16 protein-coding genes are annotated in these 19,497 nt (G+C 62.0%); 1 reads left to right on the forward strand and 15 read right to left on the reverse strand.

Annotation, left to right across the window (positions count from 1 at the left end):
• The 4 genes from ONR57_RS03155 to ONR57_RS03170 form a co-directional block, all read right to left on the reverse strand.
• Positions 1-1,308 (reverse strand): fatty acid desaturase, encoded by a 1,308-nt coding sequence (locus ONR57_RS03155; protein ID WP_265121437.1) that lies wholly within the window; start codon positions 1,306-1,308, stop codon positions 1-3.
• A gap of 116 nt (positions 1,309-1,424) precedes the next feature.
• Positions 1,425-2,546 (reverse strand): ferredoxin reductase, encoded by a 1,122-nt coding sequence (locus ONR57_RS03160; protein ID WP_265121439.1) that lies wholly within the window; start codon positions 2,544-2,546, stop codon positions 1,425-1,427.
• A 135-nt stretch (positions 2,547-2,681) separates the two neighbouring features.
• On the reverse strand, positions 2,682-3,197 hold the full coding sequence (locus ONR57_RS03165; protein ID WP_265121440.1) for a hypothetical protein: 516 nt from the start codon (positions 3,195-3,197) through the stop codon (positions 2,682-2,684).
• Between the two features lie 47 nt (positions 3,198-3,244).
• Complete coding sequence (locus tag ONR57_RS03170) at positions 3,245-4,642, reverse strand: wax ester/triacylglycerol synthase family O-acyltransferase (protein ID WP_265121758.1); 1,398 nt, start codon at positions 4,640-4,642, stop codon at positions 3,245-3,247.
• Positions 4,643-5,353: 711 nt separating this feature from the next.
• On the opposite strand from ONR57_RS03170, the gene ONR57_RS23490 reads away from it, so the two are divergent.
• Positions 5,354-5,635 (forward strand): Rv3235 family protein, encoded by a 282-nt coding sequence (locus tag ONR57_RS23490; RefSeq protein WP_374116377.1) that lies wholly within the window; start codon positions 5,354-5,356, stop codon positions 5,633-5,635.
• 58 nt (positions 5,636-5,693) lie between these two features.
• Here the strand turns inward: ONR57_RS23490 and secA are convergent, their stop codons facing one another.
• The 11 genes from secA to ONR57_RS03230 all read right to left on the reverse strand — a co-directional run bounded on the left by secA (position 5,694) and on the right by ONR57_RS03230 (position 19,400).
• Positions 5,694-8,516, reverse strand: a complete 2,823-nt coding sequence (gene secA / locus ONR57_RS03180) for a preprotein translocase subunit SecA (RefSeq protein ID WP_265121443.1) — start codon at positions 8,514-8,516, stop codon at positions 5,694-5,696.
• A gap of 169 nt (positions 8,517-8,685) precedes the next feature.
• Positions 8,686-9,423 (reverse strand): ribosome hibernation-promoting factor, HPF/YfiA family, encoded by a 738-nt coding sequence (gene hpf, locus ONR57_RS03185; RefSeq protein ID WP_265121760.1) that lies wholly within the window; start codon positions 9,421-9,423, stop codon positions 8,686-8,688.
• A 298-nt stretch (positions 9,424-9,721) separates the two neighbouring features.
• Complete coding sequence (locus tag ONR57_RS03190) at positions 9,722-10,411, reverse strand: ComF family protein (protein ID WP_265121444.1); 690 nt, start codon at positions 10,409-10,411, stop codon at positions 9,722-9,724.
• 96 nt (positions 10,412-10,507) lie between these two features.
• A complete protein-coding gene (gene lpqB, locus ONR57_RS03195) occupies positions 10,508-12,367 on the reverse strand; it encodes an MtrAB system accessory lipoprotein LpqB (protein ID WP_265121445.1) in 1,860 nt (619 codons plus the stop codon).
• Positions 12,364-14,109: an MtrAB system histidine kinase MtrB gene (mtrB, locus tag ONR57_RS03200; protein WP_308198638.1), complete on the reverse strand. Its 1,746-nt coding sequence runs from the start codon at positions 14,107-14,109 to the stop codon at positions 12,364-12,366. Before mtrB ends, lpqB begins: the two co-directional genes overlap by 4 nt.
• Positions 14,106-14,783 (reverse strand): MtrAB system response regulator MtrA, encoded by a 678-nt coding sequence (mtrA, locus tag ONR57_RS03205; protein ID WP_374116378.1) that lies wholly within the window; start codon positions 14,781-14,783, stop codon positions 14,106-14,108. Before mtrA ends, mtrB begins: the two co-directional genes overlap by 4 nt.
• Positions 14,784-14,904: 121 nt before the next feature.
• Positions 14,905-15,540: a dTMP kinase gene (locus tag ONR57_RS03210; protein WP_265121449.1), complete on the reverse strand. Its 636-nt coding sequence runs from the start codon at positions 15,538-15,540 to the stop codon at positions 14,905-14,907.
• Positions 15,540-17,012, reverse strand: a complete 1,473-nt coding sequence (ahcY, locus tag ONR57_RS03215) for an adenosylhomocysteinase (RefSeq protein WP_265121450.1) — start codon at positions 17,010-17,012, stop codon at positions 15,540-15,542. The genes ONR57_RS03210 and ahcY overlap by 1 nt, the downstream gene beginning before the upstream one ends.
• A 154-nt stretch (positions 17,013-17,166) precedes the next feature.
• Positions 17,167-17,799 carry a TetR/AcrR family transcriptional regulator gene (locus ONR57_RS03220; RefSeq protein WP_265121451.1) on the reverse strand — a complete coding sequence of 211 codons (633 nt, stop codon included), beginning with the start codon at positions 17,797-17,799 and terminating at the stop codon, positions 17,167-17,169.
• A 141-nt stretch (positions 17,800-17,940) separates the two neighbouring features.
• On the reverse strand, positions 17,941-19,218 hold the full coding sequence (locus ONR57_RS03225) for an FAD-dependent oxidoreductase (protein ID WP_265121452.1): 1,278 nt from the start codon (positions 19,216-19,218) through the stop codon (positions 17,941-17,943).
• The gene (locus ONR57_RS03230) at positions 19,215-19,400 is read right to left on the reverse strand and encodes a rubredoxin (RefSeq protein ID WP_265121453.1); all 186 of its coding nucleotides are present in this window, start codon (positions 19,398-19,400) and stop codon (positions 19,215-19,217) included. The genes ONR57_RS03225 and ONR57_RS03230 overlap by 4 nt, the downstream gene beginning before the upstream one ends.
• Between the last annotated feature and the right edge of the window lie 97 nt (positions 19,401-19,497).

The following is a 19,497-nucleotide window of genomic DNA, read 5'->3' on the forward strand; positions in this document are numbered from 1 at the left end:
TCAGGCCGCTTGCAGGGCGGGTACAGACGCCGAGTTGTCCCGGTTGCGGCCCAGCAGTTTACGCAGTGAGGGCACTACACCGCGCTGCTTCTTGGTCGCCTCGATCGCCGAGCGAAGACCACGGCGGGCCCCCGTCACCGGGTCGATACCGCCGAAGGTGTCTTTCAGACCACCGCGAATGCGGAACTTCAATTCCGAATTTGTTTCTGGAGCGTCATCCCGGGTGCCAGTCAAGAAACGGTCCGGCAGCGCGAGCTTGAAGATCGTGCGCCACGTCTGCCAGTACATCTTCGGGAACGAACCGGTGGTGTACGGCAGGTCGTATTTCTCCGCGAGCGCCTGGACCTTGACCGAGATGTCCTTCAGACGGTTGCTCGGCAAGTCCGGGAAAAGGTGGTGCTCGATCTGGTAACAGAGGTTTCCGCTCATGAATCGCAGGATTGGCCCGGCGTCGAAGTTCGCTGAACCCAGCATCTGGCGGAGATACCACTCCGCTTGCGTCTCGTTGCGGTACTGCTCTTTTGTGAACTTTTCAGCTCCGTCTGGGAAGTGCCCGCAAAAGATGATCGCATTCGACCAGAAGTTCCGGATAAGGTTTGCTGTGGCGTTCGCTGTGAGTGTCGTCAAGAATGCCGGGCCAGTGAGCAACGGGAAGAGCAGATAGTCTTTGCCCGCCTGCTTCGCCAGTTTCTGCAGGACCTCTTTGCGGAGTTCGTCGAACTCGTCCGGATCCTTGCGTCCGGCGAGGTACTTCCCAATCTCGAGGTGCTGAATCGCCACGCCGTACTCGAACAGTGCGGCGAGAACGAAGTTGTAGACCGGGTTCCCCAGATTGAATGGCGTCCATCGCGTATCACGCGTGACGCGAAGCAGACCATAACCAACGTCAGGGTCTAGCCCAACGATGTTGGTGTACTTGTGATGCATGAAGTTGTGGGTTTGCTTCCAGTGTGCCGCCGGGTCACTGATGTCCCATTCCCACGTGCTGCTGTGGATTTCGGGGTCATTCATCCAGTCCCATTGACCGTGAATGACGTTGTGGCCAATCTCCATGTTCTCAACGATCTTGGCGACGCCCAGGCCGACGGTGCCCAGCACCCAGGCCGGCGGAAACCAGCTGGCGAAAAGTACAGCACGGCTTGCTATTTCAAGTGATCGCTGGAAACGGATGGTGTTACGGATGTAGCGGGCGTCACTATCGCCGCGCGACTCCTCGATTTCTGCCCGGATCTGGTCGAGTTCGCGCCCAAGCGCCTCGACGTCCTCCGCAGTGAGGTGTGCGTATTCTTTGATGTCGGTGATCGCCATCTGGTGCCCGTCCTAACGTGTGGAGGTTGCGTTCGACAGACGCTTCTCCCGCGTTCCTACCTACGCTGTCGTAGGTTACCAAACCGTAGGTTACGGATCGAAGATTGTGACAGGCGTCATAGTTCTATCGAGCAGTCCCCCGCCGCCGACGACACGCACGTTTTCACTCGTTCTCCCGGACCAGCCTCACGACCGCTGCGCAAATCCCGCAAGAAGCCGTCTTGGATCTCGGCGACGCAGGTGTGGCAGATCCCCATCCTGCAGCCGAAAGGCATCTGGACACCGGCCTTTTCTCCCGCTTCGAGCACCGTAGTCGCGCCATCAATGGTGATCGATTTGCCAGACCTGCGGAAGCGGACGGTCCCGCCCTGGCCAGCGTGCGCCGAGCGGTCGATGGTGAAACGCTCGACGTGGAGATGGTCCCCGCGCCCTTCCGCCGTGAGATGTGCCTCCACCGCATCGAGAAGCGCCTGCGGGCCGCATGCCCACACTTCCCGCTCGCGCCAGTCCGGGAAATGATCATCGAGCTGTGCTGGCGAGAACTTGCCTGCTTCGGCGGTCAACTGCAAATGCACCCGATAGTGGGGCGATCTTTCGTACTCTGCGAGCTCCTCCCGAAACATCACCTCGCCTGCCCTCCGCGCCGAATGGACATGCGCGATGTCTGGGTGCTCGCCGCGCCGCGTCAACGTCCGCAGCATGCTGATCACCGGCGTGATACCGCTTCCAGCAGTGATAAACAGGATTTTCTCGGGCGGAGGCTCCGGAAGGGTGAAATCACCCTGCGGCGCGGCCAGACGGACGATAGTCCCTGCCCTTACGCCACCCACAAGGTGCGACGACAAATAACCCTCTGGCATCGCTTTTACGGCGATAGAAATAACGCCTTCTTCCTGGGACGGCGGCGAAACAAGCGAATACGAACGCCAGTGCCAGCGCCCGTCCACGTGCAGTCCGATACCCACGAATTGGCCCGCCTTGTAGTCGAAGCGGAAGCCCCACCCCGGTTTGATCACCAGAGTCGCCGAGTCAGCGGTCTCGGGCCGCACATTGACGACCCGGCCGCGCAGTTCACGCGCCGACCACAGCGGGTTGACGAGGTGCAGGTAATCATCCGGAATGAGCGGTGTGGTGAGCCTCGCGAAGAATCCCCGAACAGCATTGAGGCGACGATTCCCGAGCGCGGGTACGCCCTCGATCGGCTCCTCCAGCCAGCGACCGAGATCCTTGAACTTCATAGCTACCCTTCCAGCGCCATGCCTGCCCCTCATGCGGGCTACCTACGACATCGTAGGTTACGGCGAAGATAGCTCTTGTGCATCAGCGGGCCGTCCTCGCCTCGACTGCACGAGGGCAACATTTATAGCGCAGCACTACAGCAATTCGACCAGGAAACGCAGTTCCTGTGCGGCGTACCACGCTAGCTCGTGATCTTCAGCCTCACCGAGCAGAAATTCCGCTTCCGTATCACCCAGATCAGCCTGGTCAATGACATCCACAGCCTGGGCTACCGCTTTCTCAGCCTCTGCGAGATCTATGTGCGCCGAAGCGACGTTCTTCATGGTGACTGCAGAGCCCACAGAAACAACCGCGTCATCCAAGTCCGGGCGCAAGCGAACCTCCCCGTCGAAATCAGCCGCGAGCACCGCGCGCCGGAAAGTGACAGGTGCAGCTTCTGCCTCTGCCTCTGCCTCTGCCGCAAGCAGCCGCAACGATGCCCGTGCGGCATCTCGCATCGCGATCTCGGCTAGTTCCTCGTCATCGCCTGAACGAAACGCCTCCCGGAGCGCGGGCGTCACAGCGAATGCCCGCCCAGCCACCGGAAATAGTTCTCCCTCCGCGACCAGCTGATGCAGCATACGAACGGTTACGGGAATGTAGATGCGCATGTTCTGCCTTTTCGCCGTGCACGTGAGTGACCTTCTCGATCACAAATCTAGCTGCATGCCTCCTGCAGCTCCTCCAGAGACTCGCCGAGCATCGCCGCGAAAACGTCCACGTCCGGCATCGCACCACGATCGGCGTTGAAACCGAAGTAGATGCGCCCGTCGTAGGAGGTGACGGCGATTGACAGCGCCTGGTTCTTGACGAGCGGCGGCACGGGGTACATCTCCGTCATTTGCACGCCCCCGGAAAACAGCGGAGATTGCGGGCCCGGCGCGTTCGTGATCATCAGATTGAATCCGCGCTGTGAGTAGGAACTCGCGACCCGCGCACCCAGCGCATGCAGTGTGGCCGGAGCAAAACCGCTCAGTTGCACAAGCGTCCCCGCACCAACGGAGCGCCCCGACGTGGAATGCACCTCTGTCGCATGCGCAACCTGCGAGAGCCGAACCACCGGATTCGCCTCGCCTACGGGCAGATCAAGAATGAACGACGACAGCTTCTTTCCCGCATCCGCACCGTCCGGTGCCCCCTCGAGATACACCGCCATCGGCACCAGCGCACGCACGGTCGTCGACGCTGACACGGGCTCGCCACGAGACACGAGCCAGTTGCGAAGAGCACCTGTGATCACCGACAGAACGACATCGTTAACCGTGCAACCGTAGCGCGCACGAATGCGCCGGAAATCTGACAGCATCGCCGCCGCTACCGCGAAGCGGCGGTTCCGCGAGATCGTGACGTTAAGTGGGCTGGTCGGCGCCGTGTTTGCCGCCGACCACACTGCAGAAGCGATCCGGCCGGCACCCTGTGCCACCTTGGTCACGGTCGTCGACACGTCCTTCGTTGCCAGCCGCATTGTCTCCGCCGCATCGCGCGGCCGCGATACGAGGTCCATCACGGCGCCCGCGAGCAACCGCGCTTCGCTGGGCTCACGTTCAGGCATCCACAATTCATCTGTCAGCTCCGCCTCACGCGGCTTCCGATCGAAGATGACCTGACCGATCTCCATGTTTTCGACACCGTCAACGAGAGCTTCATGCGACTTGATGAAGATCGCCGCGCGCCCCTCAGAAAGCCCTTCTACCAGGTACATTTCCCACAACGGACGAGTGCGGTCCAGTGGCCGCGAAACTAACCGTGCGATCAAGTCATGCAGCTGATTGTCATCCCCCGGCCGCGGCAAAGCTGACCGTCGCACGTGATAAGTGATGTCAAAGTCAGCGTCATCGACCCACACCGGACGCCCGAGGCCGCGAGCTACTTCACGCACCCGTTGCCGATACCGCGGCACCAGCGAGATCCGCTGCTCGACGAGATCCAGCAGCGCGTCGTATTCCAGCCCGTCTTGCGGGGTCCGGAAGACCGCAAGAGTGCCGACATGCATCGGCGTCGTGCTGTCCTCAAGGTAATAAAACGCGGCATCCAGGTTAGACAGCTTCCTTACCACCGCGTTGCCTCCCCGACTCGCGAGCTCATAACCGTTCTTCCCAACCCCAAAGCTGGCCCGCACCGTTCCGCTCCGTGCACTTCGCTTGTGACTCCCCCAACGTGGCGGTGCACGCACACCGTCACCAAGTTGCAGTCCCCTTCACACGCACTTGTCGTCATGACGCTGCACCACAGATTACCGCGTTTGGTGCAGACTATTCCGCCCGCCGGGATATTTAGGTGGTTGGCAGAAATAACGACTTATCCGGCAAAGGGCGTGTACCACCTTCACCAGCGAGGCGGTACAATTGCGGCGCTACGGTCGCGGTCCTCTCCCCGCGGCCGGGTACACGTCACCCCGTTCAACTGAGGAGAGGACTGCGTTTTGCCGAACCACAGCCCACCCACCACGGTCGCGTGCAGCAGCGTGATAGCCAAGCCGTGCGGCAGCGAGCAGGCAGCAGAATCGAGCATCGCAAGGGGGAGAAAACCACGCGTCCCTTTATGCCCGACAGCCTGCTCTATTCGGCGCGCGCACAGCGCCGAGCCACCGGTCGGGCGGGCCGAAAGCAGCCGGAGTACCGCCGCCCGCCGTGCGTGTAACGGTACTGATCCTGGGGCCCGGAGGCCATCAGCGACTCGAAGTCCAACTCGCCAGCGCGCACAGCAGACCGAGGCGCCAGGGGGTGCGCACTCGGCCGCCACCACGGTATTCCGGCTGGCGCTCGAAGTGATCGACCGCAAACGCCCGGTTTCCCATCTCGCGCAATGCACAACGCCGCTGGTGGCCGATCACGTGGCGCTTCTCGCCCAACGCGGTCACCGTGGTCGCAGCACTGGTGAGCACCGACGACTGCTCCGGGTGCATGTTAGGGTCAGCGACAACGCGGGCGTCGAGGCTTTCTGCACGTACGAGCGCGGCGGCCGTGTTCTCGCCATGGCGGCAAGGCTCGACACTCGCCCCGGAATACCGCCGAGCTGGGTCTGCACCACCCTTCGTCTGATCGTCTAAGAGTAAGACGCGCCGTGCGCCCGCCTGCAAGCGGGCGCACAGTGAGTCCTACCGCATTTTAGCGACGGTGCCGCCCAGGCTTCTTCCGCCCCTTGACGGCCGCGCGGCGGCTGCGCCGATTCCCGCTTTCGGCATCCGATCCATCATCGCGGCGAACTTCGGTGCCGCCCGTCTCTGAAGGGCCAGAGAAGGTGAGGCCCTTGGTCGACCGCTCTTCTTCGAGGCCGCGTGCCCGCAATGCCGCGCCCACGCCCGCGGCCCCAGCGGCAACCGGAGTGCGCGAGGCCGCCGCGGCTTGCGCGAGTGGGCTCGCCCCGGCCCCGCTCAATACCTGCGCCGGCGGCGCGGACTGCACTGTCGGCTGACCGGCAGCCTGCTGGCCCGGTTGTTCGATCGCAATATTGAACAGGAAGCCTACGACCTCCTCTTTCAGCCCTTCGAGCATCCCCGCGAACATGTCATAACCTTCGCGCTGGTACTCGACGAGCGGATCACGCTGGGCCATCGCCCGCAGCCCGATACCTTCCTTGAGGTAGTCCATCTCGTACAGGTGTTCACGCCACTTGCGATCGAGCACCTGCAGCAGAATTCGCCGCTCCAACTCCCGCATGGCGCCTTCGCCCGCGATTCCCTCGATGTCCTTCTCGCGCTTCTGATACGCACTGTGCGCATCGTGGATAACCGCTTCGAGCAGCTGTTCACGCGTCAGGTCCGAGCGGTCACCGATCTCCGTTTCCCCCGCGAGTTCTTGCCACGTGATCGCGATGGGGTAGAGCGTCTTCAGCGCCGTCCACAACTGTTCGAGATCCCAGTCTTCGGCGTAGCCTTCAGCGGTCGCACCGTTGATGTACGCGGTGACGACGTCGGTGATCATGTGATTGATCTGTCCCTCGAGGTTTTCCCCGCGCAGAATGCGGTTACGCTCCTCGTAGATGACCGTGCGCTGCTGGTTCATCACCTCGTCGTACTTGAGGACGTTCTTGCGAACCTCGAAGTTCTGCTGCTCGACCTGGGTCTGAGCGGACTTGATGGAGCGGGAGACCATCTTGGACTCAATCGGCACGTCTTCAGGAAGATTGAGCCGCGACATGATCACTTCAACCGCACCGAAGCGCCGCATCAATTCGTCGCCAAGCGACAAGTAGAAACGTGACTCACCAGGGTCTCCCTGGCGCCCTGAACGACCGCGGAGCTGATTGTCGATGCGCCGTGACTCGTGTCGCTCAGTGCCGAGAACGTAGAGGCCACCGACCTCACGGATCTTGTCACCTTCCGCGACCGTCTCAGCACGAACGCCAGCGATGAGTTCGTCCCACTTCTGCTGGTATTCGTCGGGCGATTCGACCGGGTCGAGACCCAGCTTCCGCAACTGAGCGTCCAGGATAATCTCTGGGTTGCCGCCCAGCACGATGTCCGTACCACGGCCAGCCATATTGGTCGCTACGGTGACGGCTCCGAGCCGCCCCGCCTCAGCGATGATTTGGGCTTCTTGCTCGTGGTATTTCGCGTTGAGGACATTGTGCTTGATCTTCCGTTTGCGCAGCTGCTCCGACAGGTACTCGGAACGTTCGACACTGGTGGTGCCGACCAGCACCGGCTGCCCTTTCTCATGCCGCTCCGCGATGTCGTCCGCGACGGATTCAAACTTTGCCCGCTCTGACTTGTAGATCAGGTCGGCCTGGTCCGCGCGCACCATCGGCTTGTTCGTCGGAATCGAGACGACACCGAGTTTGTAGATTTGGTGCAGTTCAGCAGCTTCCGTCTGCGCAGTGCCCGTCATGCCTGAGAGCTTGTCGTACATGCGGAAGTAGTTCTGCAAGGTGATCGTGGCGAGCGTCTGATTCTCGGCCTTGATCTCCACTTTCTCCTTGGCTTCGATCGCCTGGTGCATGCCCTCGTTGTAACGACGGCCCGACAGAATACGGCCCGTGAACTCGTCAACGATGATGACTTCCCCGTCGCGAACGATGTAGTCCTTGTCGCGCTGAAAGAGCTCTTTCGCCTTGATTGCGTTGTTCAAGTAGCTCACGAGCGGCGAATTGGCCGCCTCATACAAGTTGTCGATGCCAAGCTGATCTTCGACGAATTCAACGCCGGCTTCGTGTACACCGATGGTTCGCTTCTTGATGTCCACTTCGTAATGAACATCCTTTTTCAGCAAAGGGGCCAGCCGGGCGAACTCGGCGTACCACTTCGACGACGCATCGGCAGGGCCAGAGATGATCAACGGGGTTCGGGCTTCGTCGATGAGGATGGAGTCCACCTCATCCACGACAGCAAAGTTGTGCCCACGCTGAACGAGTTCGGCGAGCGAATGCGCCATATTGTCGCGCAGGTAGTCGAAGCCGAATTCGTTGTTGGTGCCGTAGGTGATGTCGGCCTTGTACGCCTCACGGCGCTGCTGCGGCGACATGCCAGAGAGGATCGAACCAACCTCCAGACCGAGGAAGCGGTGGACACGACCCATCCATTCGGCGTCACGACGGGCGAGGTAGTCATTGACAGTGACAACATGGACACCCTTGCCTGAAAGCCCATTGAGGTACGCGGGCAACACGCAGGTCAGAGTTTTACCCTCACCGGTCTTCATCTCGGCAATGTTGCCGAAGTGCAGCGCGGCCCCACCCATCACCTGCACATCGAAATGCCGCTGCGAGAGTACGCGCGCAGATGCCTCCCGCGCGACGGCAAAAGCTTCGGGCATCAGGTCATCGAGCGACTCACCCGCCTCGTGCCTACGGCGGAACTCGTCTGTCTTGGCGCGCAGCTCCTCGTCGGTCAGCTTCTCCACGTCCGGGGACAGCGTGGAGATATGGTCTGCGATGACCTTGAGTCGCTTGACCATGCGGCCTTCACCGACTCGCAGCAGCTTCGAGAGCATGTACAGATTTCCTCAATCATCGTTGTGCGTGCGCCCACCAGCATGGTGCGGTGCCCGTGCGTTCTCCAGGCGGGGTCAGCGGGTACACGATCCTGCCACGGAAAGTCCGGCTAGGTTTCACCCAGCCGGACTCCATGTTAGGACGTGGACGCTGAAACGTCCCCTTTGGTCACGCCAGCCTAATCAAACCGTAGTCGAAGGCGTGGCGGCGGTAGACCACCGAGGGCTTGTCAGTCTCGACGTCATGGAACAGGTAGAAGTCGTGGCCCACCAGTTCCATTTCAGACAACGCATCGTCAACAGACATGGGCTCCGACGGATGCTCTTTAGTTCGTACGATGTGACCAGGCCCGGGATACTCGTCGCTGGGAAGCCCGGGAACCTCGGTAAGCTCAGCCCCGTTGAGTGCGCCCCTGTGCTCGCCCGCTGACGTTTCGTGCAACGGTTCGGCGGCGGTGTTTTCGCCGGGAGCGGCCGAAGGCAGCGGCTGCGCATCGCTCAGCACCGCTGTCGCCTTTGCAACGGAAATTGGGGTTCGAGCGCCGTGGTGCACCTTGCGCCGGTCGCGGAACCGCCGAAACCGGCTTTCAAGCTTGTCCACCGCGGTTTCCAGGGCGGCGTAGAAGCTTTCAGCGGATGCTTCTGCTCGCACGACGGGCCCTTTGCCCCGTGCCGTGATCTCAATACGCTGACATGTCTTCGATTGGCGGCGATTCTTTTCGTGATGGAGTTCAACATCAAAGAGGTAGACACTCGGGTGGAAACGCTCTAATCGCGAGAGCTTCTCCTCCACGTGAATTCGGAAATGGTCAGGGACCTCAACATTGCGCCCCTTGACCACTATGTCGGCGTGGAGCGAATCAGGTTGCTCGGACAGACGTTCGGTTTCGCCATTGCGGGCTCTCACAAGATCCGCTTGTGGAACGGTCGACACTGTACCTCCCAGAATCCGCCGATGCGCGTACTCGGCATCGACCTGAATTGCGATTGTGCCGGGAGTCTTCCCATTATCAGCACCCGGCACGAGGGTTCGATGTCCTCACCTCCCCACGTGCAGTGCAACGGGTTGTGTCCGCGACGGTAGTACGCCGTTTCCTTTTATGCCACCGTTACGCAAGAAATGTCATCTGATATTTCCCTGAAACCGGTATCGCGCGGGTTCTGCCCCCATCACACGGCCTCAACAGCCGCGCCAACCACACGTGTCACGCTGCCGCCAGCGTCACTGCCCCCCATACGTGCACACCCGCGGCATGCAAGGCCCGCACAGATTCGCTGACCAGCGCCCCCGTCGTGATCACATCATCGACGATGAGAACTGCCGCAGGCAGCTCGCCGACTCGTTCCCGAACCCGCACCTTGCCGGCTACGTTGCGCCAGCGTTGCGCGGCGGATAGCCCCACCGAGTCGCGAACACCCGGAGCGAAGCGCAGCAAACTGCACGCGGTTACGTCAGGCGAAGACACAGCTGTTCCCGGAGGTGCGAGTCTGCGTGCTAGTGCGCGTGCCCCGGCCCGGGCGACAGCGCGCACCGGGTCACCCCCGCGCCCGCGCGCGGCGAGCCAGCGGCTCGGTGCTGGAGCCAGCACGAGCGGAGCGAGCCGCGGATCATCCACGTCCCCCTGCGTGCACAGCGCGAAAATCCCGCGGGCAAGGAAATAGCCCGCGACGGGCACCAGATCCGCCCTGCCACGTTCTTTCAGATTCACCACCAATTCGCGTGCGGCGCCCTCGTAGGACGCAAGTGTCCATACCGGTACGCCACACTCCCTGCGTGGCCGCAGAAGGCGCGGAGACTCCGCGAAACTCCCGCAACACGTCCCGCAGAAGATCGCGCCCGAGGCGCTGCATCCGCCGCACTCCACGGGCAACAGGAGATCCAATAGTGCACGCATGAGTCCAGCGTGGCCGCGCGGGCAGTCCCCCACAATGCCCACTATTGCGAACTGGGGATTACGGCGGCCAGAACCCCATCCTGTGGACAACCGCACCTAGCCGGGAAGAATCGGCCTCGCGTCCACTCCCATGAGCCGCGTGACCTCCCGCCAGAACCGTTCGCCATCAGGCTCATCCTGACCGAGCCGCAGAACACCGCGGCTGTCCGCAACGTATTCCGTCGTGGGTGATGCGTCAACCGCTGTCACCGGCGGTGAGAGGTTGCCACGGGGCAGCTGATCCACTCGCGATCCGTCAGCGGACACGCGCGCTACCGGTGCGTCAGCCGAGTTACGCACCACCAGCAATGAATCGGTGCTTCCCCAGTCCAGAGCGACCGCAGTGTCCGTAAGCGTGAGCGCGACGGGTTTCGGATTCAAAAGCGTGTACATGCCTTGGCGCGGTTCCGCGATGACCGCCACATAGACTTTGCCACCAACGATTAGCGCGGCCCGCACACCGTCCGGACCTATCCGGAAACTTGTGATCTGTCCCTGCAGGGCAGCGATCGCGCCGGATTCCACTTCGACGGATGAATGCTCACCGGACGCAGGTTCCCGGACGACTCGGATCACAGTGTCGCCGTCGACTACTGCCCACACCGAGTTATCGCTGGCTGACCAGGTGGGGCGTGTGATCGAACTGCCTTCAGCCGCGACGGTCAGCGCGCCTCCATAAGCGCCGATCATCAATTGGAAGGCGCTCCTCTCGGGCTCATCATTGCGCGCGACAACAGCCACCTGCTTGCCGTCGTGAGAAAGCGACCCGGAGTCGAGTGAGGTCAGTGCCCCGGCGGTGCCGGGGATCGGGCTCACAGCTGTGTCCGTCACCGCCACGAGACCCCCCTCGTAAATGGCGTGCAGCCCCACGTCAGCGGCCGCGGCCGCGTTGGGGTCCATGGAAGCCACATCCTGGCGTGTCCATCCAGCCGGAAGTGACTCGTCGAGCGGCGCACCGTCAGCCTCGATGACGTACGGGCCTGGCACATCCGCGTGATCGAGCGTCCAGATGATCTGCGCAGCTAAGCGGCGGCGCTCCTCTGGGCCGGCTCCACCCAAACCTTGCAGGTCCATCTTGATGCCGCCCAAGCCGATACCCACCTGGACGGTCCTCCCATCGGCCTTCGTAATCGGGCCGCGCAACCGCACGTCATCAGTGAACTGACTTACCACTCCGGGCGCGATGGTCGATGACGGTCCGTCCATGAGCATCGCCACCAGTTGCGGAACGACCTGTTCCTGATTCACCGCAACCCACCGCAGATCAGGGACGAGCCGTGTGCCGGCCGGATCGAGGAAGTACACGGCGCGTCGTTCGAAGTGGCTCAGAAAATGCGGCCGTTCGATGATCACTCCGCTGGGGAGATCGTTGATTCGCCATTCGTTGTTGTCCAGTACAACGGAGATCTTCGTTTCCACGGTGCCTTCCTCAGCGGTGAAGACACCATCTGGACTCAACTGGCCGATCTTTTCCGCCCGTACGAGGAAGGTCGCCGTGCTCTCGGTGCGCAGCCCCTCTGACAGCACGTCGACCCGGCTGGCAATAATCGTGCTCGCGCTGTCATTCCATCGGCTTTCTGCCTCACTCGTGAGGAACTTCCGCGCGGCCGCATGCCGCCCAGTGGGCTGTGCGCTGGCCTTGATGAACTCTCGCACAAGCGGAAACGCATCAATGCCGGGGGTTGGCTCAGGGACCTCGATCTCGGCAGGACTGTGGGCGATACCCCCAATCGCTTGTGGCTGCGACTGGGTGGGCAGCGTCGTGCAGCCAGTGAGGGCCAGGACACCAGCAGCGCACATAGCGAATCCGGCACGCGCCCCCCGCGAGCGGATGTTTCCGCGGGCTCGGCGCACCGGATTTTGGCGGGCACGCCCAAACCGCCGATTCCGTGCCCCCGCAGCGCCGGAGTCACTCACTGACTGGTCTCCCGTCCCGCTCCCAGCGGCCCACTCATCACTTCCCCGTCCAGCATGCCATCAGTGCGGGTACCGTCACTATCATGGCGAGCGCCGCGCCGGTGCGATGGCTCTGCGGGAAGCGCCATGTCACCTGGCTCGGGACGCAGCGGCAGCGGGCTTGACGTGATCCGCCGGCCTCGTACCACGGGTAGTGTCAGGCGGAAGCATGAGCCGTGGCCAGGTTCACCCCACGCTTCGAGCCTTCCGTTATGCAGACGAGCATCTTCGACACTGATCGCAAGACCTAGCCCGGTACCTCCGGAACGACGCACCCGCGACGGATCTGAGCGCCAGAACCGGTTGAAAACGAGCTTTTCCTCGCCGGATTTAAGGCCGACACCCCAATCGCGAACGAGCACCGCGAAGGCTTCCCCATCCGACCGCATCCGGAGGAGCACCGGGTTACCTTCACCATGATCAATCGCATTGGCCAGCAAGTTGCGCACGACACGTTCGACACGTCGTGGATCGACTTCAGCAACCACGGCCTGCTCTGGCAGATCTACCACGAGTTGTGTGCTCGCCTCAGCGGCCAGATGCTGCACAGTTGCGAGTGCAGCCTGGACGCAAGACCGGACGTCGATTTGCTCGGCGGCTAGTTCCGCAACCCCCGCGTCGTGCCGGCTGATCTCCAACAGGTCTGCCAACAAGCCTTCGAAGCGATCCAGTTCACGCACCATCAGCTCCGCCGAGCGCTGCAGCATGGGATCGAGTTCGTCACGGCTGTCATAGATGACATCGGCTGCCATCCGCACTGTGGTGAGCGGCGTGCGCAGTTCGTGGCTGACATCCGAGGTGAAACGCTTCTGCAGGTTACCGAATTCCTCCAGCTGGGTGATCTGGCGCGAGAGGCTTTCAGCCATCTCATTGAACGACATCGCGAGCCGCGCCATGTCATCTTCACCCCGCACCGGCATACGTTCCTTGAGCCTGCCCTCAGCAAATCTGGCTGCTACGCGTGCGGCTGAACGCACTGGCATCACCACTTGGCGGGCAACGAGCAACGAAATCGCGGCGAGCAAGACAAGCAGCACCGCACCGCCGGTCACAATTGTGCCCCGCATCAGAGACAGGCTGCGCTCTTCGCTTTCGAGCGGAAACACGAGATAAAGCTCGAGCGAGGGAATGTCCGAGGCAGTCGGGCTGCCCACGATCAGTGCGGGCACTTGCGCACCGGCCGTGTCTTGCACGGTGGAATAAATGCGGGTGATCTGCCCTTGACGTACGTAATCGCGCAGCGATGGCGGGATCTGCTCCGCTGGACCGCTGGTGATGAGCGGTGAGGACGCGTCGGCGTCAGCGATCAGCACTGCGGTGAACTGGCCGGCGCCGCTTCCTGCGGCCTGTTCGGCCTCATCTTGCCAGCTGAGCGCTGCCCGAGCGCTGTTAAGCCTGCCCTGGCGTGACGTTGTATCTCCAGCACCGGCCAGCTCGCGCTCAACCGTCTGACGTGCTGACTCGATCTGCTGCAGGGCCGCTGCGATCTTTGCCTCGAGCATCCGCTCTGTGAGCTGGTTAGTCAGCGTGAAACCGAGAACGAGAATAACGAGTAATGAGAGTGCAAGGGTGGACGTCACAACCCGCAGTTGCAAGGAGCGGCGCCACCAGCGAGCCAGAACAGCGCCGGTGGCACGAATGCGGCGCACCCACCTGGTCGTACGACCATTGATCTTGCGCCGCGTTCGGGCGCGACCGATCACGGCGGTCCGGCCTTGTATCCAACTCCTCGCACCGTCAGCACAACTTCAGGTTTTTCTGGATCATTCTCGACCTTCGCGCGTAAACGCTGTACGTGCACGTTCACCAGTCGCGTATCGGCGGCATGGCGATACCCCCACACCTGTTCAAGAAGGACTTCCCTGGTAAATACTTGCCGCGGCTTCCGCGCGAGGGCGACTAGCAAATCGAATTCAAGCGGCGTGAGACTGATCGGCTCACTATTCCGGGTCACCTTGTGCGCCGGCACATCGATCTCGATATCGCCGATGCTCAGGAGTTCAGCCGGCTCATCGTCGCGGCGGCGCAGCCGTGCGCGCACCCGGGCGACAAGTTCCTTGGGTTTGAACGGCTTGATGACGTAGTCATCCGCACCGGACTCGAGACCCAGAACCACATCAACTGTGTCAGTCTTCGCGGTGAGCATCACGATAGGCACGCCAGAATCAGCGCGAAGCACCCGGCAGACGTCAATGCCGTTCATACCCGGAAGCATCAGGTCAAGCAGCACCAGGTCGGGCCGGATCTCGCGGACCGCGCTCAGAGCCTGCGTGCCATCGCCGATCACGTACGGCTCAAACCCCTCACCGCGTAGCACGATCGTGAGCATTTCGGCGAGGGCCGCATCGTCATCGACAACCAGAATCTTCGGCTTCATATTCATATCGTGACATTCCAACAGTGTGTAGAGGTGCTTTGGGCTGGCCGGCGCGCCGCGCGTCGCCAGGCTTTGTGCGCACCCTCACCTTCGAGAGTACCGAACTCGCGTTAGGTGGCGACTATGCGAGAAGCCATCGCGTGAGCTCTTCACCGGGGTCGCTGTCATGGACCACCTGCCAGGGTGAGCACCAGCCTTGGTTGGCCAGCTGTGCATACAGCGCTGCGGTACGTTCCTGAAGTGCGGCGTCGCGTTCGAACGCGTCCCGCTCGCGGCCGCTCTCCGTACCCTCACGGAACGCGGCACGGCGCTGTGCGAGCTCGACGGGAACATCGAGATAGAGGTGCTTAGCCGGACGCGGCAGCGCGAAGCGCCCGAACTCAAGATCACGCACCCAGGTAACGAAGGATCCATCAGCGCTTTCGTGCAACCGCGCGGCCCCGTAAGCGGCGTTCGAGGCGACGTACCGATCAAGCAACACCACATCGTGATTCGCCAGGAGTTCGGTTAAATGATCCCGCGCGCCGAAGCGGTCGAGCGCGAAGAGCAGCGCCATCCCATGCACCGACGCAGCGAGATCACCATGACTGCCGCGCAACGCTTCAGCAGCCAGGTCTGCATGTACGGAGGCGCCGTAGCGCGGGAACGCGAGGGTCGCGACCCGCGCACCAGCAGCCTCCATGTGAACCACGAGCTTCTCGGTCAGGGTCCGCTTACCTGCCCCGTCGAGGCCCTCGAGCGCGATGAGTTCACCCATCAGTAGCGGTAGTGGTCCGGCTTATACGGGCCTTCGACGTCCACACCGATGTACTCCGCCTGCTCCTTCGTCAGCTTGGTGAGCGTGCCGCCGAGCGCTTCAACGTGGATGCGCGCCACCTTCTCGTCGAGGTGCTTCGGCAGGCGGTACACCTCGTTGTCGTATTCGTCATTCTTCGTCCACAGTTCGATCTGCGCGATGACCTGGTTCGAGAAGCTGTTGCTCATCACGAAGGAAGGGTGGCCGGTCGCGTTGCCCAAGTTCAGGAGTCGACCTTCCGACAGCACGATGATCGAATGCCCGTCGTCGAACTTCCACTCATCTACCTGCGGTTTGATGATGTCCCGCGTCGTTGCGGGTGACTTCTCCAGCGCAGCCATGTCGATCTCGTTATCGAAGTGGCCGATATTGCCGAGTATTGCCTGGTGCTTCATCTTCCGCATGTGCTCGAACGTAATCACGTCCTTGTTGCCGGTCGCGGTAATGATGATGTCCGCCGACGAAATCACCTGGTCGACGGTTGCGACCGGGTAACCGTCCATCATCGCCTGCAGCGCATTGATGGGGTCTGCTTCAGTAACCGTGACGCGTGCGCCCTGCCCGCGAAGCGCTTCCGCGCACCCCTTGCCCACATCCCCGTAGCCGCAGACAACAGCGTGCTTGCCGCCGATGAGCACATCAGTTCCGCGGTTGATGCCGTCAAGGAGGGAATGCCGAGTCCCGTACTTGTTGTCGAACTTGCTCTTGGTCACCGAGTCGTTGACATTGATGGCGGGAAAAACGAGTTCCCCGACGGCAGCAAACTGATAGAGCCGGTGCACCCCAGTGGTGGTTTCTTCGGTAACGCCCTGAACGGACTGCGCCACTTTCGTCCACTTCTGCGCATCGGCCTCAATCGAACGCTGCAGCAGGCCGAGAAACACCTGGTACTCGGCTGAATGCTGCTCGGGATCGACGGGCGGCACGGTACCGGCCTGTTCGAATTGTGCGCCGCGCAGGACGAGCATAGTAGCGTCGCCGCCGTCATCGAGAATCATGTTCACGGGCCCTGCTTCGTCCGGCCACGTGAGCGCCTGCTCGGTGCACCACCAGTATTCCTCGAGCGTCTCACCCTTCCAAGCGAACACAGGCACACCCTGCGGATCTTCAGGCGTCCCATACGGGCCGACCGCAATCGCGGCAGCGGCGTGGTCCTGCGTCGAGAAAATGTTGCACGACGCCCAGCGCACCGACGCGCCGAGCGCAGTAAGGGTCTCGATCAGCACCGCGGTCTGCACAGTCATGTGCAGCGAGCCTGTAATGCGCGCGCCTTTGAGAGGCTGCGCCTCCGCGTACTCCCTGCGCAGCGACATCAGACCCGGCATTTCATGCTCAGCGAGACGGATTTCTTTCCGTCCGAACTCGGCCAGCGAAAGATCAGCGACTTTGAAATCAAGTCCGCTGCGCTGCGCCACTGATGGCTGTACCGCCATGCTCCTCATCAACTCCTTCTCGCGAGACACCGGTGGGTCTTCGCACCGATACGACAGGCTATACCGTTAACGCGCGGCCTGGCGGGCGACGAGGCTCGCCGCCTGGCGCTGTTATCTCCGTGACGCTGTGAACTCCCCAGTGCTCCCACCGTAGCTACGAAGCCTGACGGCGGGCGAGCGATGCCTCGTAGGCTCGCTCGAAGAACGGGACGACGAAGCTGGTGAAATCGTCGATGATCGTGTCTGGTGACCGTGCCGGAATCGCGATGAAACTCAATGCAATTCGGCCGACGTGATTTGCCGCAATGCGCGCGTCGCCCGGCGACAGCTGCACCCAGCTGTTTTCAAAGACTTCCGCGAGGCTGGTGACGGCTTTTTCCAGAACTGGCCACCCGTCGGTGGTGATGAGGCTGAGAAGTTCCGACTTGGCCCGGCCGAGCAGTGCCCAGCGAACAGCGGGATCGTTCGTGGCGATCCCGATGAACCGCTCAAACGCGCTGACTACAGCACTACGTGCATCACCTGGATGTGCGGCGACCGCCTCCCGCACCTCGTCGATGAACTGATCGACGAGCCGCAAAATGTACTGCTGCGCGACCCCTTGGCGCGAGTCGAATTCGTTGTACAAGGTTTGACGGCTCACACCCGCGGCACGCGCGACCTCGGCCATCGTGATGTCCGACCATTCCTTCTCATCGAGCAAAGAACGGACCGCGTCAAGCACAGACGTTCGCAACAGTTGCCGGGCCGCTTCTTGATACGAACCCCGCGTTCTTCCACCAGGCATGCTCCCGACATTAAGGAAAGCCCTGTGCGGTGTCAAAGAACTTGACACTGGGTCGCCCGGTCGGCGGTATAGGCCGCGCGAGTCAACTAAGTTTACAACGAGCGTTGTCATGATTGCTCGTCGGCGCGCAGCCCGAGCCAGCTACTTCGGCGCAGCTGAGGAGAGATCGGGCATCGCCAGTGGAGCCGTCGTCGGTATGCCGACCTCCAGCACCCTGCGCCGGATGTACGGGGCATCATTAATGAGTGCTTTGGCGCTTCGGAATTCCTTCGGCCGCCCCATCGACACGACACCGACTAGCCGGTCATTCTGCAGGCACAGGACGGTGAAATCATGGTCTTCGAGAGACCCATGGATAATCAGTTCGTCATCAGGCGACGGCCATCCCGCGGCTTGCAGGTTCTTTCCGTACTGCTTCGTCCAGCACCACGGAACGTCGGCGTATGGCGTTGGCATTCCCAATATTGCGCGGGCAGCGTGGGCGCCTTGTTCCTGCGCGTGACTCCAGTGCTCGACACGCTGGACACCACCGAGCAGCAAGTTCGGGAAGATCGCGACGTCACCTGCCGCGTAGATGTTCGGGGCTGAGGTCCGGCAATACTTGTCAACAACGATGCCGCCGCGGCCTGACGTATCGACAGTGAGTCCGGCACGTTCAGCCAGCTCTGTATTAGGTGCCATACCAACCGAAATCAGGGCAGATGAGCCTGACCAGACTTGCCCGCGCGGCGACACCGCAGTGACTCCGTCGGGGCGAACATCGAGTTGGTCGAGTTCGACATTCGTCCACAGGTCTACGCCATTGTCTCGATGCATCTGCGCATAGATTTCCGCGACTGGTTTGGGAAGTACCCGGCCGAGCGGACGATCCCCGGCCTCGAGCAAGATGACTTCACTACCAAGGCCGCGTGCAGTCGCGGCAACCTCGCAGCCGATCAGCCCGGCACCGATGATGAGCATCGCGCCGGGCCCTTCGATGGCTTCCCGCAGCGACGCCACGTCAGCGATGCTTCGCAGGTAATGCACATTCGACTGCTCTTCTGGCGCGAACCCGGGGACCGCACGGGGCCGCCCACCGGTCGCGATCAGGAGCGCGTCGTACCGCTGCTCTTCGCCATTGTCCAGCGCGATGACGCGGGCCGCGGTGTCGATGTCGGTAACCGTGACGCCGCGCCGGATCTCTACCTTTTGCTCGTCCCAGAACGCGGGAGGCCGGAGCCGCGAACGCTCGATCGTCACCGATCCCTGTAGAAGTTCTTTGGAAAGCTGCGGACGGCGGTAGGGGTACTCACCGTCGTTGCTGATCATGACGACCCGGCCGCCAAAGCCCTCTTTACGCAAAGACTCAGCGGCCGTGGCAGCGGCCACCCCGCTACCGACGATGACGACGGTTCCATCCGGGGCAATCTGATCACTCACGAGCGGGAAACCTCTACCATCTCGAAATCCGCCTTGGCGGCGCCGCAGTCTGGGCAGCTCCAATCATCGGGGATGTCGTCCCAGAGGGTGCCTGGCGCGATGCCTTCGTCGGGCCAACCTTCTGCTTCGTCATACTCGAATCCGCATTGCAGACACCGGAAGACCTTGTATTCGACGCTCATGATTTTCTCGCAATCTTCGACGACGTTGTCTCGATGGTTCTTGTGGGCGTGCCCGCCGGGTGCTGAAATGCAGGCACCCGGCGGGCACGAGATGGTC

Origin of the sequence: Hoyosella sp. YIM 151337, from assembly GCF_026041215.1 — a bacterium.
In the GTDB taxonomy this organism is placed as follows: Bacteria; Actinomycetota; Actinomycetes; order Mycobacteriales; family Mycobacteriaceae; genus Hoyosella.

Excerpts from the sequence above, each read along its gene's own strand:
- ONR57_RS03155 (WP_265121437.1), bottom strand. The coding sequence starts at position 1,308 with ATGGCGATCACCGACATCAAAGAATACGCACACCTCACTGCGGAGGAC.
- ONR57_RS03160 (WP_265121439.1), bottom strand. The coding sequence starts at position 2,546 with ATGAAGTTCAAGGATCTCGGTCGCTGGCTGGAGGAGCCGATCGAGGGC.
- ONR57_RS03165 (WP_265121440.1), bottom strand. The coding sequence starts at position 3,197 with ATGCGCATCTACATTCCCGTAACCGTTCGTATGCTGCATCAGCTGGTC.
- secA (WP_265121443.1), bottom strand. The coding sequence starts at position 8,516 with ATGCTCTCGAAGCTGCTGCGAGTCGGTGAAGGCCGCATGGTCAAGCGA.
- ONR57_RS03190 (WP_265121444.1), bottom strand. The coding sequence starts at position 10,411 with ATGCGTGCACTATTGGATCTCCTGTTGCCCGTGGAGTGCGGCGGATGC.
- mtrA (WP_374116378.1), bottom strand. The coding sequence starts at position 14,783 with ATGAAGCCGAAGATTCTGGTTGTCGATGACGATGCGGCCCTCGCCGAA.
- ONR57_RS03210 (WP_265121449.1), bottom strand. The coding sequence starts at position 15,540 with ATGGGTGAACTCATCGCGCTCGAGGGCCTCGACGGGGCAGGTAAGCGG.
- ahcY (WP_265121450.1), bottom strand. The coding sequence starts at position 17,012 with ATGGCGGTACAGCCATCAGTGGCGCAGCGCAGCGGACTTGATTTCAAA.
- ONR57_RS03220 (WP_265121451.1), bottom strand. The coding sequence starts at position 17,799 with ATGCCTGGTGGAAGAACGCGGGGTTCGTATCAAGAAGCGGCCCGGCAA.
- ONR57_RS03230 (WP_265121453.1), bottom strand. The coding sequence starts at position 19,400 with ATGAGCGTCGAATACAAGGTCTTCCGGTGTCTGCAATGCGGATTCGAG.